The sequence below is a fragment of the Luteibacter sp. 9133 genome (genome assembly GCF_000800155.1).
GTDB classification, from domain to species: domain Bacteria; phylum Pseudomonadota; class Gammaproteobacteria; order Xanthomonadales; family Rhodanobacteraceae; genus Luteibacter; species Luteibacter mycovicinus.
The window spans coordinates 1888755-1908628 of record NZ_JUHO01000001.1 but is presented as its reverse complement, the minus strand read 5'-3'; the positions used below and the strand labels follow the sequence as shown (position 1 = coordinate 1908628).

18 protein-coding genes are annotated in these 19874 nt (G+C 66.6%); 5 read left to right on the top strand and 13 right to left on the bottom strand.

Annotated elements, in window-relative coordinates:
- The first annotated feature begins 69 nt into the window (after positions 1-69).
- From FA87_RS08355 to FA87_RS08345, 3 genes are read left to right on the top strand one after another with little or no spacing between them, the layout of a single operon-like run.
- Complete coding sequence (locus tag FA87_RS08355) at positions 70-1341, top strand: TolC family protein (RefSeq protein WP_081996518.1); 1272 nt, start codon at positions 70-72, stop codon at positions 1339-1341.
- Positions 1338-2426, top strand: coding sequence for an efflux RND transporter periplasmic adaptor subunit (locus FA87_RS08350; RefSeq protein WP_043693778.1), 1089 nt, complete (start codon positions 1338-1340; stop codon positions 2424-2426). The genes FA87_RS08355 and FA87_RS08350 overlap by 4 nt, the downstream gene beginning before the upstream one ends.
- On the top strand, positions 2426-5512 hold the full coding sequence (locus tag FA87_RS08345) for a CusA/CzcA family heavy metal efflux RND transporter (RefSeq protein ID WP_043693776.1): 3087 nt from the start codon (positions 2426-2428) through the stop codon (positions 5510-5512). The genes FA87_RS08350 and FA87_RS08345 overlap by 1 nt, the downstream gene beginning before the upstream one ends.
- Positions 5513-5578: 66 nt before the next feature.
- Here FA87_RS08345 and FA87_RS08340 read toward each other — a convergent pair whose 3' ends face one another.
- The 10 genes from FA87_RS08340 to FA87_RS08295 are packed head-to-tail and all read right to left on the bottom strand — an operon-like array spanning position 5579 to position 16866.
- The gene (locus FA87_RS08340) at positions 5579-6709 is read right to left on the bottom strand and encodes a GNAT family N-acetyltransferase (RefSeq protein ID WP_043693773.1); all 1131 of its coding nucleotides are present in this window, start codon (positions 6707-6709) and stop codon (positions 5579-5581) included.
- Positions 6706-8253, bottom strand: coding sequence for an oligosaccharide flippase family protein (locus FA87_RS08335; RefSeq protein WP_043693770.1), 1548 nt, complete (start codon positions 8251-8253; stop codon positions 6706-6708). Before FA87_RS08335 ends, FA87_RS08340 begins: the two co-directional genes overlap by 4 nt.
- Positions 8250-9989, bottom strand: coding sequence for a hypothetical protein (locus FA87_RS20975; protein WP_197062387.1), 1740 nt, complete (start codon positions 9987-9989; stop codon positions 8250-8252). The genes FA87_RS08335 and FA87_RS20975 overlap by 4 nt, the downstream gene beginning before the upstream one ends.
- The gene (gene galE, locus FA87_RS08325; protein ID WP_036113549.1) at positions 9986-10990 is read right to left on the bottom strand and encodes a UDP-glucose 4-epimerase GalE; all 1005 of its coding nucleotides are present in this window, start codon (positions 10988-10990) and stop codon (positions 9986-9988) included. The genes FA87_RS20975 and galE overlap by 4 nt, the downstream gene beginning before the upstream one ends.
- Positions 10987-11820, bottom strand: a complete 834-nt coding sequence (locus FA87_RS08320; RefSeq protein WP_043693765.1) for an alpha/beta fold hydrolase — start codon at positions 11818-11820, stop codon at positions 10987-10989. Before FA87_RS08320 ends, galE begins: the two co-directional genes overlap by 4 nt.
- Positions 11820-12539: an alpha/beta fold hydrolase gene (locus tag FA87_RS19840; RefSeq protein WP_052191218.1), complete on the bottom strand. Its 720-nt coding sequence runs from the start codon at positions 12537-12539 to the stop codon at positions 11820-11822. Before FA87_RS19840 ends, FA87_RS08320 begins: the two co-directional genes overlap by 1 nt.
- 2 nt (positions 12540-12541) lie before the next feature.
- Positions 12542-13906: an outer membrane beta-barrel protein gene (locus FA87_RS08310; protein ID WP_043693764.1), complete on the bottom strand. Its 1365-nt coding sequence runs from the start codon at positions 13904-13906 to the stop codon at positions 12542-12544.
- 28 nt (positions 13907-13934) lie between these two features.
- Positions 13935-14699 (bottom strand): polysaccharide biosynthesis protein, encoded by a 765-nt coding sequence (locus tag FA87_RS08305; protein WP_239709009.1) that lies wholly within the window; start codon positions 14697-14699, stop codon positions 13935-13937.
- Positions 14700-14702: 3 nt separating this feature from the next.
- On the bottom strand, positions 14703-16232 hold the full coding sequence (locus tag FA87_RS08300; RefSeq protein ID WP_043693761.1) for an XrtA system polysaccharide chain length determinant: 1530 nt from the start codon (positions 16230-16232) through the stop codon (positions 14703-14705).
- A gap of 10 nt (positions 16233-16242) precedes the next feature.
- On the bottom strand, positions 16243-16866 hold the full coding sequence (locus FA87_RS08295; RefSeq protein WP_081996515.1) for an XrtA/PEP-CTERM system exopolysaccharide export protein: 624 nt from the start codon (positions 16864-16866) through the stop codon (positions 16243-16245).
- A gap of 119 nt (positions 16867-16985) precedes the next feature.
- Here FA87_RS08295 and FA87_RS19835 point away from each other — a divergent pair, with 119 nt between their 5' ends.
- Positions 16986-17699, top strand: a complete 714-nt coding sequence (locus FA87_RS19835; protein ID WP_052191217.1) for a YdcF family protein — start codon at positions 16986-16988, stop codon at positions 17697-17699.
- A gap of 20 nt (positions 17700-17719) precedes the next feature.
- Here the strand turns inward: FA87_RS19835 and FA87_RS08285 are convergent, their stop codons facing one another.
- Both FA87_RS08285 and FA87_RS08280 read right to left on the bottom strand, forming a co-directional pair.
- A complete protein-coding gene (locus FA87_RS08285) occupies positions 17720-18034 on the bottom strand; it encodes a hypothetical protein (RefSeq protein ID WP_043693758.1) in 315 nt (104 codons plus the stop codon).
- Between the two features lie 78 nt (positions 18035-18112).
- A complete protein-coding gene (locus tag FA87_RS08280) occupies positions 18113-18544 on the bottom strand; it encodes a hypothetical protein (RefSeq protein ID WP_043693755.1) in 432 nt (143 codons plus the stop codon).
- 112 nt (positions 18545-18656) lie between these two features.
- Between FA87_RS08280 and FA87_RS08275 the strand changes: the two genes are divergently transcribed.
- The gene (locus tag FA87_RS08275; protein WP_043693752.1) at positions 18657-19022 is read left to right on the top strand and encodes a hypothetical protein; all 366 of its coding nucleotides are present in this window, start codon (positions 18657-18659) and stop codon (positions 19020-19022) included.
- Positions 19023-19025: 3 nt separating this feature from the next.
- Here FA87_RS08275 and FA87_RS08270 read toward each other — a convergent pair whose 3' ends face one another.
- Positions 19026-19856, bottom strand: coding sequence for an aldo/keto reductase (locus FA87_RS08270; protein WP_043693751.1), 831 nt, complete (start codon positions 19854-19856; stop codon positions 19026-19028).
- Positions 19857-19874 lie beyond the last annotated feature (18 nt).

Here is a 19874-nt window from a genome sequence, read left to right as displayed (position 1 = left end):
CGCCACCGTGCGATGCCGACCGCCTGAGCGGTCGCGTCGATTCGCGTCCGTTCTTCCGGAGATCCATCCATGTTTTCTCTACGCATCGCGCTTTCCGGCGCCGCGTGCGTGTGCCTGTGCGCCGCGGGCCACGCGAGCGCTCTGCCACTCGACCGAGCATCGCCCGCCGTGCGTGACCGCATCCACGCGTTGTGGGCCGACAACCCAGCCATCCAGGCGGCGGACGCCCAGCGTCGCGCCGCCGAAGCCCGTGTCCGCGCCGCGGCGCAGCCCGTCTACAACCCTACGCTGTCCCTCGAGGGCGAGAACGCCGACGTGGATCGCCGCACGGCATCGGCCAGCCTGTCGCTCGATCTGAGCGATAAGCGACGCGCCCGGGTCGACGAAGGCGAAGCCGCCTTACGCGTCAGCGAGGCCGCCTACGCGCTGCGCCGTCGCGATATCGCCGCCGAATGGCTCAAGGCGTGGGCCTCGGCCGAACTCGCACGGCGGCAGCGCAGCCTTGGCGAGGAACGCATCGTGGCGATGACACGCTTCGACCATCTCGCCGCGGACCGTCTGCGTGTCGGTGACATCAGCGCACCGGAGCGGGACTTGGCCGCGCAGGCACTGGCCGAGGCGCGCATCGAACAAGCCGCTATCGAGGGGCAACTCGCGGCGGCGCTGGCCTCCCTGACGGCTATCGGCGGCGAACGAGACGACGGGCGGGCGGGCGGATGGCCTGCGCTACCTGAAGCGCTGCCCGCCAGCCCCGATCGCATCGATGCACAAGCCCTCGACGACCGCCTCGAACTGCGGCGGGCCCGTGCCGAGCAGCAACGCCTCGATGCCGCCGTCACCGTGGCCCGCCGCGCGCGGCTGTCCGATCCCACGATCAGTCTCACGGGCGGGCGGGTCCGCAGCGGTAGCCGGAGCGATCCGGTCATCGGCATCAGCGTCTCGATGCCGCTGCCGGTGCGCAACACCGGCCGCGCAGAGGTGATGGCGGCGCAGGCGGAAGCGGATGCCGCGCTCGCCGATCGACAGGCGACCGCATGGAAAGCGGAAGCGACGCTACGTCAGACCGCCATGACCTATCGCGCATTACGAAGCACCGCGGAAACACTGCGCAAAGCCCGAACGGGAGCCCTGGGCGAGCGCGCCGCGCTACTCGAACGCCTCTGGCAGGCCGGTGAACTCGACACCTCCGACTACCTCGTCCAGCTCAAGCAGAACCTCGATACCGCGCTGTCCACGCTCACGCTGGAAGCGCAGACCTGGCAGGCCTGGTTCGACTACCTCGCCGCCGCCGGCCGTCTTCCCGAGTGGATCGACGGCCCCGCAACGGATGCCACCCCATGAATCGCCCCCTTCTGAAGATCGCTTTCGCGCTCGCGATGGCACTGTCCCTTGTGCCCGTACGCGCCGAAGAAGCGGCAAACCCGCTGAAACTCGACGCGCGCGCCATCGCCGATGCCGGCATCGTCGTCGACACGCTTCGCTCCCGCCAGTTGACCGACACCCTCACCGCGCCGGGCGAAGTCAGGGTCGACGCCTATTCCACCCTGCTCGTCTCGCCACGCGTCGCCGTCCAGGTCGTCGAGCGAAAAGCGAAGCTCGGCGACGTGGTCGCCGCCGGCACCCCGCTAGTGGTGTTGTCGAGCATCGAGGTGGCGGAAACCCAGGGCCGCCTCATCGTCGCCAGCCAGGACTGGGCACGCGTTTCGGCACTGGGTCCCCAGGCCGTCTCCGGACGTCGCTACGGCGAAGCGAAGATCGCACGCGACCAGGCTCGCGCCGCGTTACGTGCCTACGGACTGACCGACGGACAGATCGCCCGCATCGTCGCGCGGGGCTCGGCGGCCGCGGACGGCCAGTTCGAGCTCATCGCACCGAAGGCGGGACGTATTACGACCGACGACTTCCTCGTGGGCGAGCGCATCGAAGCGGGGAAACCGCTGTTCACGCTGGTCACCGAGGACAGCGTCTGGGTCGAGGCGCGTCTCTCGCCCGCGGCCGCGGATGCGATACGGCCCGGCGCAGCCGCAACCATCGTCGCGCACGGAACGGAACGGCCCGGCAGCGTCATCCAGCGCGCGCATCGGACCGACGAGGCCACACGCACCACCAGCGTGCGCCTTCGTGTCGACAACCGGGACGACCTGCTCCACCCGGGGGAACTCGTGGAAACGCGTATCGCCACTTCGGCGACCGCCAGCGTTCTCGCCGTGCCCGCGGAAGCCGTGGTGTTGCTGAAAAACGAACCGACGGTGTTCGTGCGCGGCAAGGAGGCCGGAACGTTCGAGCCCATGGCGGTGGACGTCGGCGAAACACGCGACGGCTGGACCGTCGTGCGCCGTGGCCTGACCGCGGGAGCCGCTTACGTCAGCAAAGGCGCCTTCGCCCTGAAAGCACGCCTCCTGCGCTCACAACTGGGAGACGACTGATGCTCGTCCGTCTCGTCGAACTCTCCCTCCGTTACAAACTGCTGGTGATCCTGGGCGTTCTGGCGATCGCCGCCCTTGGCGTCGCCTCACTGAGGCGGCTCCCCATCGATGCCTTCCCCGATGTCACGCCGGTGCAGGTCAACGTCTACACCGAGGCCTCCGGACTGGCCGCCGAGGACGTGGAGCGCCTGCTGACCACTCCTGTGGAAGCGGCCCTCGCGGGATTGCCCCGCGTGGAAACCATCCGCTCGGTGAGTCTGTTCGGGCTGTCGTACGTCGCCGTCTACTTCGATGACGACACCGACATCTACTTCGCCCGCCAGCTCGTGAACGAACGGCTGCAACAGGTCGCCGCCCGTTTACCCGATGGCTATGGCAAGCCCGAGATGGGTCCGAATACCTCGGGCCTGGGACAGGTCTTCTGGTACACCGTCGAGACCGACGACGGCAGCGCATCCGACATGGACCTCCGTGCGTTGCAGGACTGGACCGTCCGCCTGGTGCTGCGCACGGCACCCGGTGTCGACGACGTGACATCGTGGGGCGGGCAGGAGCGACAGTTTCAGGTCCGCGTCGATCCGATGCGCCTGGTCGCGCACCGACTCGCACTCAGGGACGTGATGCAGGCCGTCGAATCGAACAATGCACAGGTCGGCGGCAACGCGATCGACATCGGCCGGGAGCAATACCTCGTGCGAGGCGTCGGTTTGCTGCGCAACGCGGAGGACATCGGCTCCATCGTGCTGAAGAGCGACGATGGCACACCGGTGTACATCCGTGACGTGGCGTCCGTCGTGGAGGCAGGCGCACCCCGGACCGGCGCGGTCACGCGCGATGGCAAGGAGGTCGTCCTGGGCCAGGCACTGGCGCGCATCGACGAAAACGCGAAGAGCGTGGTCGACGCCGTCAAGGCGAAGCTCGATACGGTGCGTCGCGCGCTGCCTCCCGGCACCGTCGTCAAACCGGTCTACGAGCGCACGGATCTCGTGGACGCGGCGGTCGGTACGGCATCGCGCGCCTTGCTGGAAGGCGCCCTGCTGGTCGCCGTCGTGCTATTTCTCTTTCTGGGCGAGCTGCGAAGCGCCCTGATCGTCGTTGCGACCCTGCCCCTGGCGATGCTGATCGCGTTCATCGGCATGGAACGGTGGGGATTGTCCGCCAACCTCATGTCGCTCGCGGGGCTGGCCATCGGTATCGGCATGATGGTGGACGGCGCGGTAGTCATGGTGGAGAACGCTCTCCGCATCATGGGCGAGCGTGCCGCGCAAGGCGACGCGGTGGACCGGGGCGCCGCCGTGCTGCAGGCCGCTCGCGAAGTGGCGACACCGGTCGCCTTCGCGATCCTCATCATCATCGTAGTTTTTCTTCCGCTGTTCGGGCTGCAGGGCCTGGAAGGAAAGATGTTTCGTCCGATGGCGTTCAACATCGGCTTCGCCATGGCGGGCTCGCTGGTGCTCGCCCTGACGCTGGTCCCCGTCCTCGCCACTCTGCTTCTGAAGCCGGGACCGGAGCGGGATACGAGGCTAGTCGGCTGGCTCAAGAGCCACTACGAGCATCTGCTGCACTGGTCGCTCGACCACCGGCGCATCGTCCTGGGCGGCGCCGTGGTCGTGCTTCTGGGCACATTCGCCCTTATCCCCTTCCTCGGCAAGGAGTTCATGCCCAACCTGCGCGAGGGCGCCATCATGTGGCGGATCACGTCGATCCCTTCGGCCTCTCTCGAGGAGTCGATCGACCTTTCGCGTCAGGTCGCCGAGCGGATCAAGGCCAACGTACCCGAGGTCGAAACGACGCTGGCCATGATCGGACGCGCCGAGAAAGGTGAAACCGCGGACGTGAACTACATGGAGGTCTACACCCCGTTGAAGCCCGCGTCGGCATGGCGCGATGGCCAGACGCTCGAGTCCATCGAGGCGGCGATGCAGGAGGAACTCACCGAGGCCCTGCCTACCGCGGTCGTCAGCTACACCCAGCCCATCCAAATGCGCATCGAAGAGCTGATTTCCGGCGTCCGCGCCACCCTTGCGCTGAAGATCTACGGTGCCGATCTGGCCACACTCGACCGGCTCAGTGCCCGGGCGCGCGACGTGCTGGCGACGGTACCGGGCGCAACCGACCTGGCGCTCGAAGCCAACCTCGGCAAACCGCAGCTGCGCATCGAGGTCGACCGCACCGCCCTGGCTCGCTACGGGCTCAATGCCGACGATGTACTCACCGTGGTTCGCAACGGTATCGGTGGCGAACCCGTCAGCAGCCTTATCGACGGTGTACGCCGTTTCGACATCGCGGTGCGACTGGACGACGCCAGCAAGGCCTCGCCGGGAACGATCGGGCGCATTCCGCTACGCACCCCGACCGGCGCGCTGGTGCAGTTGTCCCAGGTCGCCCGCGTCACCCAGGCCGAGGGGTATTCGTTCATCCGCCGCGAGGCGCTGCAACGCTTCGCCGTCATCGGACTCGATGTGCGCGGCCGGGATATCGACGGGTTCGTGCGTGAGGCGGAGGCACGGCTGGCCTCGGAACTCACCCTGCCGACAGGCTATTACACCGAGTGGGGCGGCGCATTCGAGAACCAGCAGCGGGCCATGAAGCGTCTGGCACTGATCGTGCCGCTGACGATCTTCTGCATCTTCGTGCTGCTCTATACCGCGTTCAGCTCATTCCGGCATGCGGCGCTGATTCTTGCCAACGTGCCGTTCGCAGTCATCGGCGGCGTCATCGGCTTGTTCATCACCGGGCAATATCTCTCCGTACCTTCCGCGGTCGGCTTCATCGCGGTATTCGGCGTGGCCATGCTCAACGGCATCGTGCTGGTCAGCTTTCTGGACCGGCAGCGTGACGAAGGGGGTGACCTCCGCCAGGCAGTATTGCTCGGAAGCGCGCTGCGTCTGCGCCCCGTGCTGATGACTGCCACGGTGGCGATCCTCGGGTTGCTACCGATGTTGCTGTCCAGCGGCGTCGGCGCTGAGACGCAGCGACCGCTGGCCACCGTCGTTGCCGGCGGGCTGATCACCTCGACGCTCCTGACCTTGGTGCTGTTGCCGGTGGTGTACGAATGGATGGAGGCAAGGGCCCGACGCCGCTAGACCGTCCGGCTGCGGTGGAGGCCCACCGCAGTCGTCACCGGCCCTCGTCTCGAGGGCCGTCCCGGCTCAGCCCTTGCGACGTGCCCGCAGATCCGAGCGAACGCGATGCAGTCCCCGGTAAATCCATCGCACCGGCGCATACATCCGGAAGCCCGCCGTCGCACGGGTCGCGCGCACGACGTACAACGAGCCGCAAGCCTCCGCGCGCGTCGCCAGCAGTCGCTTGTACTGGTTATCTCCGTAGCCGAAGCTGATCCGCTCGCCAGGGAAACGATCGAGCAGCGCCCGCACGGCCTGAAACACGGCCACCGACCCGATGCCGACCTTCGCCACCTCTTCGTCATAGCCGAGGTCGTCAACGAGGTAGGTTCCCCCGAGGCGATAACCGTGGACGTAGGCCAGCGGTCTGCCGTCGCGCAGCACGACATGACCGATCAATTGCCCGGCGGCGGTAAGCCTTTCGAACAACGCGACCCGCTCAGGCGCCTCCCAGTCCATCGGCAGGTCGTCATGGTGCCAGGTCTTCGCGTACACCTCGTTCATCAGGCGGCAGTATTCGGGCATGTCCTCGGGCCGGTCGAACGTGCGCAAGGCCGCGTCGCAGCCGAGCTTCCGATAGGCGCGGCCCACACGCTGGGTCAGATCCGTGCGCTTCTTCTTGTCCATCGCCGAAAGCCACGCTTCCGACGAAACCTGCGGATCGATCGACCAGTGCAGCTGATCCAGCAGATGCGCAGCCACCGTATGAAACCCGCCGCGAGCAAGTGAGTCCGCAAACGGATTGGGCAGGTCCGCCTCCTGCACGCGCACCACACGGACGCTACTGTCCCCCGCCAGCTGGCGTGACACGGCGACGCTGACGACGCCGCGCTCGGCCTCCCCGGCCACGACGCCAGACCCAAGCAATCGCAACGCCGCCCCGCGATAGAGGCGCACACGCCGCCCCGCGAGATCCAGCCGCGCCGTGTGTTCGATCGCAAGCAACGGTGCGTAGCCGACCACCCTCCCCCCGGCATCGCGCACCACGATCACATGCGGCACGGTGCCATCCCGGCGACTCTCGACCTCATATGCGATCCAGTCCGGATGCTGCACGATACCGCTGGCCGCGCCGGGCAGTTCAGCGACGCGGGCCAGCTCATCGCGGTAGCCGCGCAAGGTCTCGAGGGAACGTACGATGCAACAGACGTAACTCATGGGCTGGCCTTGGACACTGCCGGCGGGATGAATTCGAGGGCACGGATCAACCAGCGACCCGGCCGGCCGAGGCGTCGGCCGATGCCGGCCATCAGCTGCACGTCGTCTCCGGTCCAGTAACGAACCAGGACGCTACCCGGCACGTAAAGCACAACGAACACGGCGCAGCCGCCGAGGAAGCCGACCCGTGACGGTATGGCGGCGGTGGTCGCCCATGCCGCCAGCGTCGCCACGCTGCCCACTGCGAACAGGCGGGTCATGGCCGCCACCGGCAGTGCGCCGCTGGTCGCCTTGCGCAGGTAGTGCACCGCAAGCACCATCTCGACGACACGTGTCCCCGCGTAAGTCACGACTGCGCCGGATAGCCCGAGAACAGGAATCAGCGCCAGACCGAGAACCGCGTTGGCGACGAGCGCGACAGTGGCGATGCGTACACGGTCGTCCTGCCGGTCCACCACGGTCTGAAAGGCCGCGATACCATTGCCGATCAACAGCAGGCCACCCAACACCAGCGTGGCCTCGATCGCGGGAATCGCATCGAGGTAGCGCGTGCCGTACATGAGGCGCACGATCTCGGGCGTCGTGACCAGGCCGAGCCCGGCGATGGCGATGCCCACCGCCCAGTAGAATCGCGTCGCCTCGGCAAGAAAACGCGCCGCGCGCGCACTGCCGCTCTCCCCGTACGACTTGGCCATGTAGGGAAGCAGCGTCGACGTGAGCCCGACCGAGAACAACTGCACCGCGCCGCGCGTCAGCGTGCCCGCAATCGCGAAGTAACCCACCGCGACCGATCCCGAGAACGTGTTGAGCAGAAAGATCTCGATCGTTCCCACACGAAACGAGCCCATCAACACCAGCACGGCCGTGAGTTTCAGGTGGCGGTTCACCCGCGCATTGAGCGTGGGAGGAATCGGTCCGGAAGCGAAATCCCGGCAATAACGGCGGTAGACCAGCCGGTTGACCAGGTTGAGGATCAGGCACGCCACCGCGAACAGCGCGACAAACGAGACCAGGTCGGCATGCATGAGCATGGCCGCAAGCACGAGCGGCATCCCCAGGATGCCGCCGGTCACCGTCGCCACCGCTTCGGGCTCGAAGCGCTCCTGTCCTTTGCCGATGGCCACCAGCACCGCGTAGTTGGCCTTGGCGACCACGGCCACGACGACCAGCGCCATGATCGGTAGAAGGGACGCATCCCACTCGGCGGGCCGGAACAACCAGCCGATCACGAGGAACAGACCGATGACGCTCGCCGAACTCCACGTCTGGATTCGTGAAAAGCGCGCCGCGAGACTGGACGCGAGCCCGAGGTCGCCCATGCCATCCGCCTCGGCGATGAACTTGGTCGATGACGTGGTCAGCGCATGGTTGGAGCAGACGATCAGCCAGCCACACAGCCACACGGTGAACGCATAGCGGCCGAAGTCGCCCGGACCCAGCGCGCGAGCGATCCACACACTCATCAGCAGCCCGAGCGCGTACTCGATGTACGTGGACACCGTGACGATGCCCACGCTGCGCAGGACGTCGAGGCGGCGGGTCATGGCGACGTCCGCGCAAGCGAGTCGGTCAGCCCCGCGCCCGCCGGCTGGCGCATCATCCACTGCGCCACGCCCGCACCGCGGTTGTTCCAGTTGAACCGGCGTAACGTGTCCGAAATGGCCGCGCATGACGGTGCGTACGACGACGACAAGGCGGCAAACCGCTTCTTAAGCAGCGCGGCCTGCGCCGGATCCGTCTCGAAGTAGTAGGCGGCCGCGACGGGGAGGCCCAGTTCGACATTGTGCCCGTCGCTATACCAGCCCTCCGACTCCTGGATCTTCATCAGGGCTGCCGGTGTCGCCTTCGATGACGACCAGTACCAGGCGATCTGCCCGCCCGGCCCCGAGCACTCGTTGCGCCAGTCGTGCGGATGCACGAGCAACGCCGGGTCGATCCAGCCGTAGCGTTCGAGGTAACGCCCGAAGGCGGTGATCATCGGAGGGATGCGCGGATCCTGCGTCACCAGCCATGCATGCCAGAGACCGTCCACGATGTTCTCGCTCATCCAGGGCGAGGCACCGCGCACGTCATCGGCACCGTCGGGATCGTTTTCATGCACGTTCCAGCTGTTGCGCCAGGAGCCGTCGTCGCCGAGCCCGTCGGGGTTATGTCGTTGCTGCTCGTCGAGCCAGCCGATGCGCGCCAGTACGCGATCGCGATAACGAGCGTCGCCCGTGAGCTCGTACGCGGCGACCGTCTCGACAAGTCCGAGGCCGGCGAGACGCTCGGTGAAGTAGTCAGTCGGGTGCCGGTATGGACCCGGCGGTCCGTTCCAGCCGCCGCTGTGCCAGAGGTCGGCCATCTTGCCGACAAGGGCGGCGTCGTGTATCGAGTCGTCTCCGCTCAGGGCGACCGCGAGCAGAATGGGTTCGATATAGACGTACTTCACGTCGCACGGCTTGCCGTCGGGCAGCCATCCCCCGGCACATGACGGGCTGACTGGAACGCCGTCACGCTTGATGCCCGCCATGTACCAGCGATAGCTCGCCTCGGCCGCCTCGAGATAATCGGCGCGGCCGGTGCGCACGTACGCCTTGAACAACGTGGAAGGCCGGTCGAAGAGCCAGGCGGTGCTGTCCTTGACCGGGAGTTCCTTCGCCCAGCGGAACTGCGCGTCCACGTAGCGCGCGTAGGGTTCGTCGCGGGCGGCCACCGACTGCGGGCCGGCGATCAGTGAGGCGGTGAGCCATTCGGGCGTGAGCACGGCGATCGCTTTGGGCCTGTCATCGATCAGGCCTTGCGCGTAGGGCCAGCCGGGAGCGTCCATCGCGCGAGGTGTGCCGAGTTCGAAGCGATAAATCCCGGCGGTGGCGCGGAACTGGACGCGGACGGCGCGGATGCCGCCGGCGCCGGTGTGCCACTGGAGGGTCGGGATGACGGACGCGGGGACTTCGTTGGCTTTGACGTCGACGATGCGAAGAAGCCTGGGGTCGCGGAGGGTGTCGGGTGGGAAAGGGATGCCTACGGTGACCTGGACGGGGGCCGTGTCGGAAGTGCGGCGGGTTACCGTGATTTGCCGAGTACCGGGGCCAGGTTGTTTCGCGACCAGGGTCGCTCCTGCCGGAGCGGGTGACGCGCCGCTGGCGGGTGACAGGCCCGCCGCGACGGCGGCAAGCAGAAGGCCGATGACGATGAGCACGTGGCGGGACATCGCTTGAGGTGCGCCCGGCGTCGCTCGCCGTGTCTCGCGCACGACGCCGTGCCAGCCGCGCCGACGCTGGAAGGCACGTGCGTTCATGCGACCGACGCGACAGGCGCGTGCAGCCCCGCGAGGCGGTATTCCCAGTCCAGCGCGGTACGGACGATGAAGTCGAGATCGTCGTGGCGCGGTCGCCAGCCGAGCACGTCGCGCAGCCGGTCGCTGCACGCGATGAGCTTGCCGATGTCTCCGGGCCGGCGCGGCAGTTCCAGCACGTTGAGCGCATGGCCGCCCGCGCGCGCCACGGCATCCACGACCTCGCGCACGCTGTAACCGTGCCCGTAGCCGCAGTTCAGGGTGAGTGAATCGCCACCGTCGCGCAGATGATCCAGCGCGCTCAGATGCGCGGCGGCCAGATCGTCGACGTGGATGTAGTCACGCACGCCCGTGCCGTCCGGCGTGTCGTAGTCGGTGCCGTAGATGGACACGCACTGACGCTTACCCACGGCGTGTTCGCACGCCACCTTGATCAGCAACGTGGCCAGCGGAGTGCTGTGGCCGATGCGTCCGAGCGGGTCGCAACCGGCGACATTGAAGTAGCGCAGGATGACATGCCGCATCGCTCCGGTTGCGCACCAGTCGCGCAACATCGTTTCGGACATCAGCTTCGACGTGCCGTAAGGATTGGCGGGACACGTCGGCGTCGTTTCATCGGCGACGCCGGCCTCCGTGGCACCGTAGACCGCCGCCGTCGACGAAAAGATGAACTTGTCCACGCCGGCCGCCGCACACGCCGCCAGCAGGTTGCGGGTATTGCAGGTGTTGTTGCCGTAGTACTTCAGCGGATCGCTGACCGACTCCGGCACCACCGTATGTGCCGCGAAGTGCAGGACCGCATCGACGCGATGCGCTTCCAGAACCCGCGAGACGAGGTCGCCGTCGCCCACATTGCCTTCGACCAGGGACGCGCCGCGCACGGCCTCGCGGAATCCGGTGGAGAGGTTGTCGATCACGACGACCCGGTCGCCCCGCGCGACCAGCTGCTGCACCGTGTGGCTGCCGATATAGCCGGCACCGCCGGTGACCAGGACCGTATTCATGGAGACCTCCCGGCCGTGGCCGGTGGGAAGTTGCGGGCAAGCCAGCCGCCGATGCCGTCGAGCAGACGGGCGCGGTCGCCGGTGAGGATGTACGTGTGGTCGGTCTCGGCCAGGTACCGCGTGGTGACCGCCGGATGGCTCATCACCTTGCCAAAGCACTCGCGGAACTGACGCGCGTGATTGAAATAGTTGCTGATGCCACCCGAGTAGACGAGATAGAGCTTCATGCCCCGCCCCACCATGCCGGTGAAATCGGCGATCACCTGATCGCGGGGCGCGGGTGCCACCGCGAACACGGGCTCGGGTGCCGCCTTGTCGGCACCGCCGCCACCCGGACGCCCGCGCAGCCAGCGCGCCCAGCGGCCGGGATCCGCCACACGCGGCAGGTAGTGACGAAGCTTGTAGCCGAGCGTGCGATACGCGTATCCGTCGAGGAATACCGCTCCCGAGACACGCGGATCGGTCGATGCCACCACATGTGCGTTCTGCGCGCCCGAACACAGGCCGACCAGCACGAAACGCTCGCACCCCGCCCGGTTTTTCATCAGAACCATCGCGTCGTCGAGATCCGCGCAGACCTGCTGGATACGGGTCATACCGCCGCCCGTGGCACCGCTGTCGCCGAGCGTCGACATGTCGAATCGAAGTGTCGGGTAGCCAGCCGCGTTGAGCCGGCGGGTCAGTTCCACGTGCAGCCGGAAGGGACCGATGCGATGCACCAGTCCGGCGTTCAGCACGATGACGCCGGTCTCTCCGCGCGCGCCTTCCGGCACACCCGCGATACCGACCAGGTGCCGTGCACGACCGAATCGATGAGCTTCCTCACGCATCACGCGACCTCCTTCAGACGACCGGTGACCGCCTGGATGAGCGGCTGCGACAGGATCGCGGTCTCGAGTCGCCGCAAGTCGTTCCATGGGGCGGACTGACCCAGCGACTGCGCATCCAGCACGAGCGTAGGTACGGCCGGCGTGCCGACGCGTAACTCGCAGAGCTGACGCCGCAAGCTGTCGCCGATGTCGAAGCCCAGCCATTGCTCGGCCAAATCGGCGTGGCTGCGCGGTCGCGTAAACCGCTCGGCGTCCTCGCGCAGGGCGGCCTGCATGGCGTCCAGCGCCGCCACATAATCGCCGCCATCGAGCACGGGATCCCATGCGATGACTTCCGTGAAACCGGCCCGACCCGCCGCGGCCATGGCGATGCTGCCACCCAGCCGTGCACCGAAGGCGACGACGCGGTCGATACCGGCGCGTCCGCGCAACTCCGCGGCGGCCGTCACGGTGTCCTCGACACAGCGCGACCAGTCCACCTCGCGACTGCTGCCAGCGGCGTCGCCGGTACCGTGGTAGTCGAAGCGCAACACGGGGACGCCCTGCATCGCCAGCGCTTGCGCGAGCTGACGATACAGGCGATGGCAGCGGATCAGGTCCTGCCCCAGCGAGGGGCACATCAGCAACGCGCGACGCGCGGTCGGCGTACCCGCGTGATACATGCCGAACAGGCCGTCGTCGGCACCGAAAAAGAACGGCAGGTCGAGGTCGCCATGCATGCTCATCTCCGGTAGACCACGCCGATGAAGAATTCCGCCTCGCGATAGCTCTGGCCCACGGCATCGCTCGTACGCCGCTCGCGTGCGACGGAGGCGTGCCAGCTCCAGTGCCGATTGATCTGTTTGCCCAGATCCAGGCCCAGCCGGACCGTATTGTCCTTACGGCTGAGCGTGTCGTAGGTCACGCGGTCGTAGGTGGCGAAGGCCGAGAGCGTCAGCGTGGGGTTGAGGCGGTAGCCGATACCCACGCTCAGCCCGCGTCCCGTCTGGTCGAAGGTGGGATCGTCCAGATAACTCAGCTTGTTGAAGGCCGGCGATACGGTCATGGTCAGCCGCTCACCGCGCCAGTTCCAGGTCGCTTCGAGACGGCGCTCCTTGTACACCTCCGAGCCGATCACCGCGCTGCCCACGCCGATGCCCGTGCCGGTCGCCCCCCTTCCCAGTCCGCCCGTGTTGGCGAACGGATCGATCGCCTCGGCGCGATCGGCGGTCAGGCCCGCGCCATAGGCCCCTGGCGTCGTGATCAGATCCTGCGCGGCGTCGGCATACTGGTAGGCACCCGCCACGGTCAGTGCGTTGCGCAGGGTCGGCTGCCAGCCGACCTGCAGTCGTACGACGGGAGCCGACGTGCTGCGTCCCTGGTCGAACGACAGTCGCGTACCGCCCACCAGCACGTCCGCATCGAAATGCGCCAACGTGCTCGTGTAGCGCACGAAGGCCTCCTTGCGATCGTAATCGGCCGTGCTCGGCTGATGGGTGAAACCGACCCGCTGGAACTCCACGTTGCCGGAGAGCTGATCGGTCGGGCTCAGGTCGCGATAGACACGAAAGGCGGCCATGCCGCGGGACGAATCGAACTCATCGACCTTCGATGCGTAGCTGTTGATGTACCGCAGTTCGAACTGACCGCGCGCCGCATCGCCGAAGCGCATGCGCAGCGTGGGGCCGAGCACGATCACGTTGGTCTGCTGCTGGTTGTCGGGCGAGTCGGCCGACAACTGATCCACGGGCTGCACGCCCGCATAGTCCTCGACCGAAAAGTCCAGCCGCTCCGGGGCGATCGTCCAGTTGGCCTGCGCGCCGAGCTGTGTCTGCGTCTGCGAATCGAAGTGGTTCTCGAGGTACTTGCGGTATTCGAAGGTTCCCGCCACGTTGGCCTGGAACGTCGAACCCAGCTGCGTGAACTGGAATGTCCCCCCTGGCGTCAGCACGTTCTCGCTCAGGGGCCGGTCCGACGACAAGGCGATGTTGTTGCTGTGCTCGATCCCCCCATACAGGGTGTAATCGAAGGTTCCGGCAAGCACCGCCGTCGGTGCGACCGCGAGCCCGATCACGATGGCCTGCGCGAGCCTGGTCGATGCCGGCATGATCCCTCCCCCTGCCCTTCGGTCCGCGTCACGGCGACTGATTGAAGACGACGCCCGCCAGCTTGGCCGGATCGAAATTCGCCACCGCCTGATTGATCGCCGCGGGCGTATCGCGTCCATAGCCCGCGACCACCACGACGAAGTCGGCGAGATCGGCCAGGATGCGCGCATCCGGCGAGCCCTTGACGGACGGACCGTCGAGGAACAGGTAGCGGTCGCTGTAGCGACAACGCAACGAGTCGAGCACGGCGCGCATGCGGAACGACGAGAAGTACTCGCCACTGTTCTCGCGCGACCTGCCGGCAGGAATCAGGCGCATCCGCGGTACGCCGGTCGGATACATGATCGAGGCGATGCCGCGTGACGGATGCTCGAGGAAATCGATAAGACCGCCCGTGTGTGGCTCGATACCGAACGCCTTGTGCTGATTCGGATAGCGCAGATTGCAGTCGACCAGCAAGCTAGTCTTCGACTCGTCGAAAGCGAACGCGGTGGCCAGGTTGCGCGTCACGAAGCTCGCTCCCGACCGCGGGCTCACCGCCACGACCAGGGTGATGAAGTTGTTTTCGCCCGCCATCTCCAGCAACCGCGTGCGGATCCCCCGGAAGGCATCGGACTGTTGTCGGACGGATTCCTCGCGATGGATGAGGCGTTTGCGCTCGCAGTCGATCGGCGCCAGCGCCCCGTCCGCCTCGCGCATGCGCGCGATGGAGTGACCCGGCGTGGTACGCGGGTCGACGTGCGGGTGCTCGGCATGCCCGGGTTCGATGGGTTCGGCGGCCAGTTTGTTCATGAGTCAGCCCTTCATCCTCAACCAGAACAGCAGCAGGTAGACGGCACCGACGCCGGTGACGATGAGCACCAGCAGCATGTTCTGCAGGTGCTCACGGCGGCGGTCGCGCGGCGTGGGATAGAACGGAATGGTGGCCAGCACGGGAAAACCCGTGGCCCGTTCGAGCTGGCCGACCGAACGCACGCGGGGATCGAAACGCGCCACCGCGAACAGCAGACCGAACGGAACCGCCAGCGACAACGCGACACCCGCCAGACCGAAGTGCATGAAACGCAGGCCCGACGGCACCAGTGGCAACACGGCCGGATCCTGCACCTGAAAGGTCAGCCCGCGCTGCTCGGCGTCGAGATTCATGGAGACGCGCGCGTTCTCGCGCCGCTTGAGCAGATCCTGGTAGACGTCGCGGTTGACCGTGTAGTCGCGCGTCAGCTCGGCGGTCACGTTTTCCGAGTTGGCGATGCGCTTGCTGCGCTCCAGCTCGGACTGAAGCATCGACTCGCTGGCGCTCACCCGTGCCGAGGCGGCGGCGGCATCGCTGCGGATCGTCGCCAGCTGCACGCGCATCTGCTGGTTGACCGGATTCATGGTGACCATCCGGTCGACCGTGCCGCCACCCACCGCACGGCTTGCGTCGGCGCTCTGCATCTGCGTTCGCACATCCTCGATCTGGTGACGCAGGCGGACGACGTCCGGGTAGGAGTCCGTATAGGTGAGCAGGAGCTTGTCGAGCTGCGACTGCATCTCGGCCAGCTGGGCCTGGTAGATGCCGCCGACGGTCTGCACGGCGTTGACCTCGGACTCGCCGCTGAGTTGCGCATTCAGCGCCGCGGCCTGGGACTGCTTCTGCATCGCGTCCATGCGGTTGTTCTCGATCTGCGTACGCAGGGCACTGATGCGGGAATTGGTGTCGATATCGCTACCGGGACGCGCATCGGCATTGGCATTGCGATACGCTTTCAGCTTGTCCTCGGCGTCGGTGAGCTTGCCGCGATAGGCCTCGACCTGACTGTTGATGAACTCGTAGGCGTCGCGGCTTTCCCGCTGCTTGGAGAGCAGGCTCTCGCTGATGAACAGCTGGCCGAAGGCACGGGTCACCTCGAAGGCACGCCGCGGGTCGGAGTCGAAATAGCTGATGGTGATCAGATTCTCACGGTTGTTGACGATCTTCGTGCGTGCCTTGATGCTCTCGATGAGCTTGTCGCGCTCGATCGGGGACGGTGAAGAGGCCAGCCACCCGCCGGTCCGCAACACCTCATCGAGCACGCGGCGGCTGAAAATCACGTCGCGTGCCATGCCTGCGCGGTTCTTGTTCGCCGTCGCCGAAGCCGCGCCTTCCATCAGCGGCGTGATGATGCTCGCGTCCTGCGCGAGGATGGTCGTGGATGCTTCGTACTTTTTCGGCCATACCGCTCCGATACCCAGCGCGGCCAGCGCGATCACCGCGAAGGTGACGCCCATCGCGACGCGCCGTCTGCGCGCCTCGCCGATCAGTGCGGGCAGCATGCCCGCGAAAGGAACGAGTTCCCCGCTCATCGATGTCCCCTTAAAAGGCGCGTTGCGGCACGGTGATCACGTCGCCGGGCTGTACCGGGTAGTTGTTGGCAAGATCGCCCTGCTGCAGGATCTTTTCCAGCCGCACGGCGTATGCCTGGGTGGCACCGGCCTCGTTGTGCCGATAGAGCTCGGTGCGGTCGGGCGCCGCGAATTCGGTGGTGCCGCCAGCGGCAAGCACCGCGTCCAGCACGGTCATGCCCTGCCGGTACGGCATGGAGATCGGGCTGCGCACGGCGCCCGTCACCCGCACACGGGACAGGTACTCATGGCTGCGCAACGCGGTGAGGATCACGGCGACCTGAGGATCGCGGATGTACTGCACCAGCTTCTGCTGAATTTCCGCACCGACCTGATCGGTCGTACGCCCACCGGCGGCAACGTCGCCGACCAGCGGCACGGTGATCTTGCCGTCGGGACGGACCGGCACGCTGACGCTCAGGTCCGGGTTATGCCAGACGGTGATCTGCAACTGGTCGTCCACGCCGATCAGATAGGACGCGACGACCGGGCTGGCCGCGTCCATCTTCGGTGGTGGAAGGTTGCTTCCCCCGGTGGCGCAGGCCGTCAGCCAGAGAGTGGCTGCGACGGCGGCGACGCGATTCCAACGCTTCATACGGACACCTACCCCTGTGACTTCGCTCGGTCCGTATCGTCATTTCAACCGGGGGCCGCGTCCATTCAACAGCCCGCCTATGCCATTCGACCGACGGGTGATCCGCGGCGTTTTAAGCCATGATCGCGTCCAACATGGATATCGCCGCACGCCTCCTCCATCCCGCCGTGCAAGCGTTGCTGCTGGCTCTGTGTTCGACGGCGTTCGTGCTGTGTCGGCGTCCGCGTGCGGCGTGCGCACTCGCGGCGATCGCGCTGATATGGATCTGGCTGGCCGCGACGCCAGCGCTGGCGTTGCGTCTGCGCGATGGGCTTGTCGCCAGTGCGCCGGAGACGTCGCGGCACGCCGATGCGATCGTCGTACTTGGCGGCGGCAAGCTTCCGGTCGGAGACTGGTCACGCACCACGACCCGGGCAGGCATGGGGCTGTCGTTATGGCGTGCCGGATGGGCTCCGATGGTGCTGGTATCGGGCAGCGACCAGGCGATGGATCTCGCGCAGGGATTCGGACACTCGGGCATGCCGGATGGCGATCTTCGCATCGAAGCGACCAGCCGGAACACGCACGAGAACGCGCGCAACTCGGCCGCCATACTCAAAGCCGAAGGGCTGCGCCATGTGTTACTGGTGACCTCGGCGGTTCATATGCGGCGGGCGGCCGGGTGCTTCAGGCATGAGGGTATCGAGGTGACGCCTGTGCCCGCCGACGATCGTCATGCGACGCTGGCCTCGGCACCACCATGGATCCCGACACGCGGAGCGCTCACCCTGACCGCCCGCGCTCTGCACGAGTACGTGGCCTTATGGATCTACAAACGCCGCCAATGGATATAGCCCGTAGCGGTCCGGCACTCTCAGCGGTCGCCTGTCTCGATCTGCAGTGACGTCTTGCTGTCGCGACGAACGAGCCCCGGACCGAACTGGGTGACCTTTCCGTCCTTCAGCACAACGGTGTAGTCCTTATGGGAGAAGGAGAAGCGGCCCGGACGGCGATCGAGCCAGCTCATCACCTCGAAACCGATGATCGTGCGATCGGAATCGGCCGGGCCGAGTCGATCCAGCACCTCGTCACGGGGCATTCCCACGTCGAGCCGGGCGACCTTCGACGCCATCCCCGCACAACCGGCAACCCCCAGGGCGAGGACGGCCACGACGATCGCCTGCTTCATCCTCACTCGCATACCTCGCATGGGTCGGCATTCACCGGATGGTAACGCACCGGCGCAAGTCCATGCGACCTCGCCGGATCAACGAACCGTGGTCGCGGGAGCTGGCATCGGGACGGCTGCCTGACCGACCGGCTTGCCGTGAGCATCCAGCGTATGTCCCTGCGCATCGACGCCGTGGGCATTCGCACGCTGAACCCGCTGGGTTACGCCTGTCGCCGCGCCATCCGTGCCTGCCGCGTTGCCGGCAGCTCCGGTGGTGTTCAGGCCCCGCTCCGTCGCACCCGCCTCCGAACGTGCAGGCACAGCGGCAGCCGCGGGATTCGCCTGATGCAGCATGCCGGGTGAACCGACCAGTGGAGCCGGCGACGAAGCGGGTGCCGTGACCGGCTTGGGAGCGGGCGCGCTGGCCGGATTCCCTGTCTGCGACGAGGGCGGATCCGTCGCCGTCTGTGCCATGGCGGCCGTGGCGGCGAAGACCAGGGATAGCAGGAACATGGGACGCGGACGCATGGCGTTTCCTCGATGCGCCAACAGCGGCGCGTGACAGATCCACGCTAACCCCTCCGGTGTGAAGCCCGCGCGTCCCTGTTAGGCTTCCACGATCCTGCTTCGGAGACCTGGAATGCTGCTTGCCCTTGCCCTCGCCCTGGCCACCGACAACGCCTTCGACGCGCGTGTCCACACCGCGAAGATGCTCGAAAACAACGCCGAGGGGAAAATCTGGCAGGGCAGACTGTGGGACAGCATCGGCAATCCCGCGACGGACGCGCTGAAGGGCTGCATCGCCAGCAATATGCCGGCGGCCGACCGCCGCCCCTTCACCCTGGTGGCCCGCGTGGCCGCGGACGGGCGCAGCAGCGATGTCGACGTACGGCCGAAGTCGACGGTGGCGACCTGCTTTGCCGGGCAGTTCGCCACCTGGACCCTGCCAAAACCGCCGAAGACGCCGACCCCCTATCCGCTGGAGATCGACGTCACGATGGACTGAAGCTCAGTTCAGTTCGTCGGGATCCGGGCCCATGCGCTTACCTGCATCGAGCGCGGCGATGGCCTTCATTTCATCGGCCGACAGTTCGAAGTCGAACACGTCGATGTTCGACTTGATGCGCTCCGGCGTCGCCGACTTCGGAATCACCATATGGCCGAGCTGCACGTGCCAGCGCAGCACGACCTGGGCCGGTGACTTGCCGTGCGTCTTGCCGATCGAGACGAGGGTCTCGTTCTTCAGCAAGTCGCCGCCCTGACCCAGCGGGCTCCACGCCTCGGTGATGACGTTGTGCTTCGCGTTCGCCGCGACGACATCGCTCTGCGCGAAATCGGGATGCAGTTCGATCTGGTTAACCACCGGCGCCACACCGGTTTCCTTCACGATGCGCTCCAGGTGCGCGGGCTGGAAATTGGACACGCCGATCGAGCGGATGCGGCCTTCTTCGCGCAGACGGATGAACGCCTTCCAGGTATCGACGTAGCGATCGTGCTTCGGCGTCGGCCAGTGGATCAGATACATGTCGACGTAGTCGGTGCCGAGCTTCGCGATGCTCGCATCGAAGGCCTTGAGCGTGGCATCAAAGCCCTGCTCCGAGTTCCAGAGCTTGGTGGTCAGGAAGATATCGCCGCGGGCGACGCCGAAGCGTTCGATGCCCTGGCGTACGCCGGCTTCGTTCTTATAGATGGCTGCGGTATCGATCGAGCGATAACCGGCCGCCAGCGCGGCGGATACGGCGTCGGCGGTCTCGCCGTCGGGAATCTGGAAGACACCGAAGCCCAGCTGCGGTGCCTTGTTGCCGTCGTTGAGGTCGAGGACCGGAACGGTAGAGGTCATGCGTCATCTCCTGCAGGG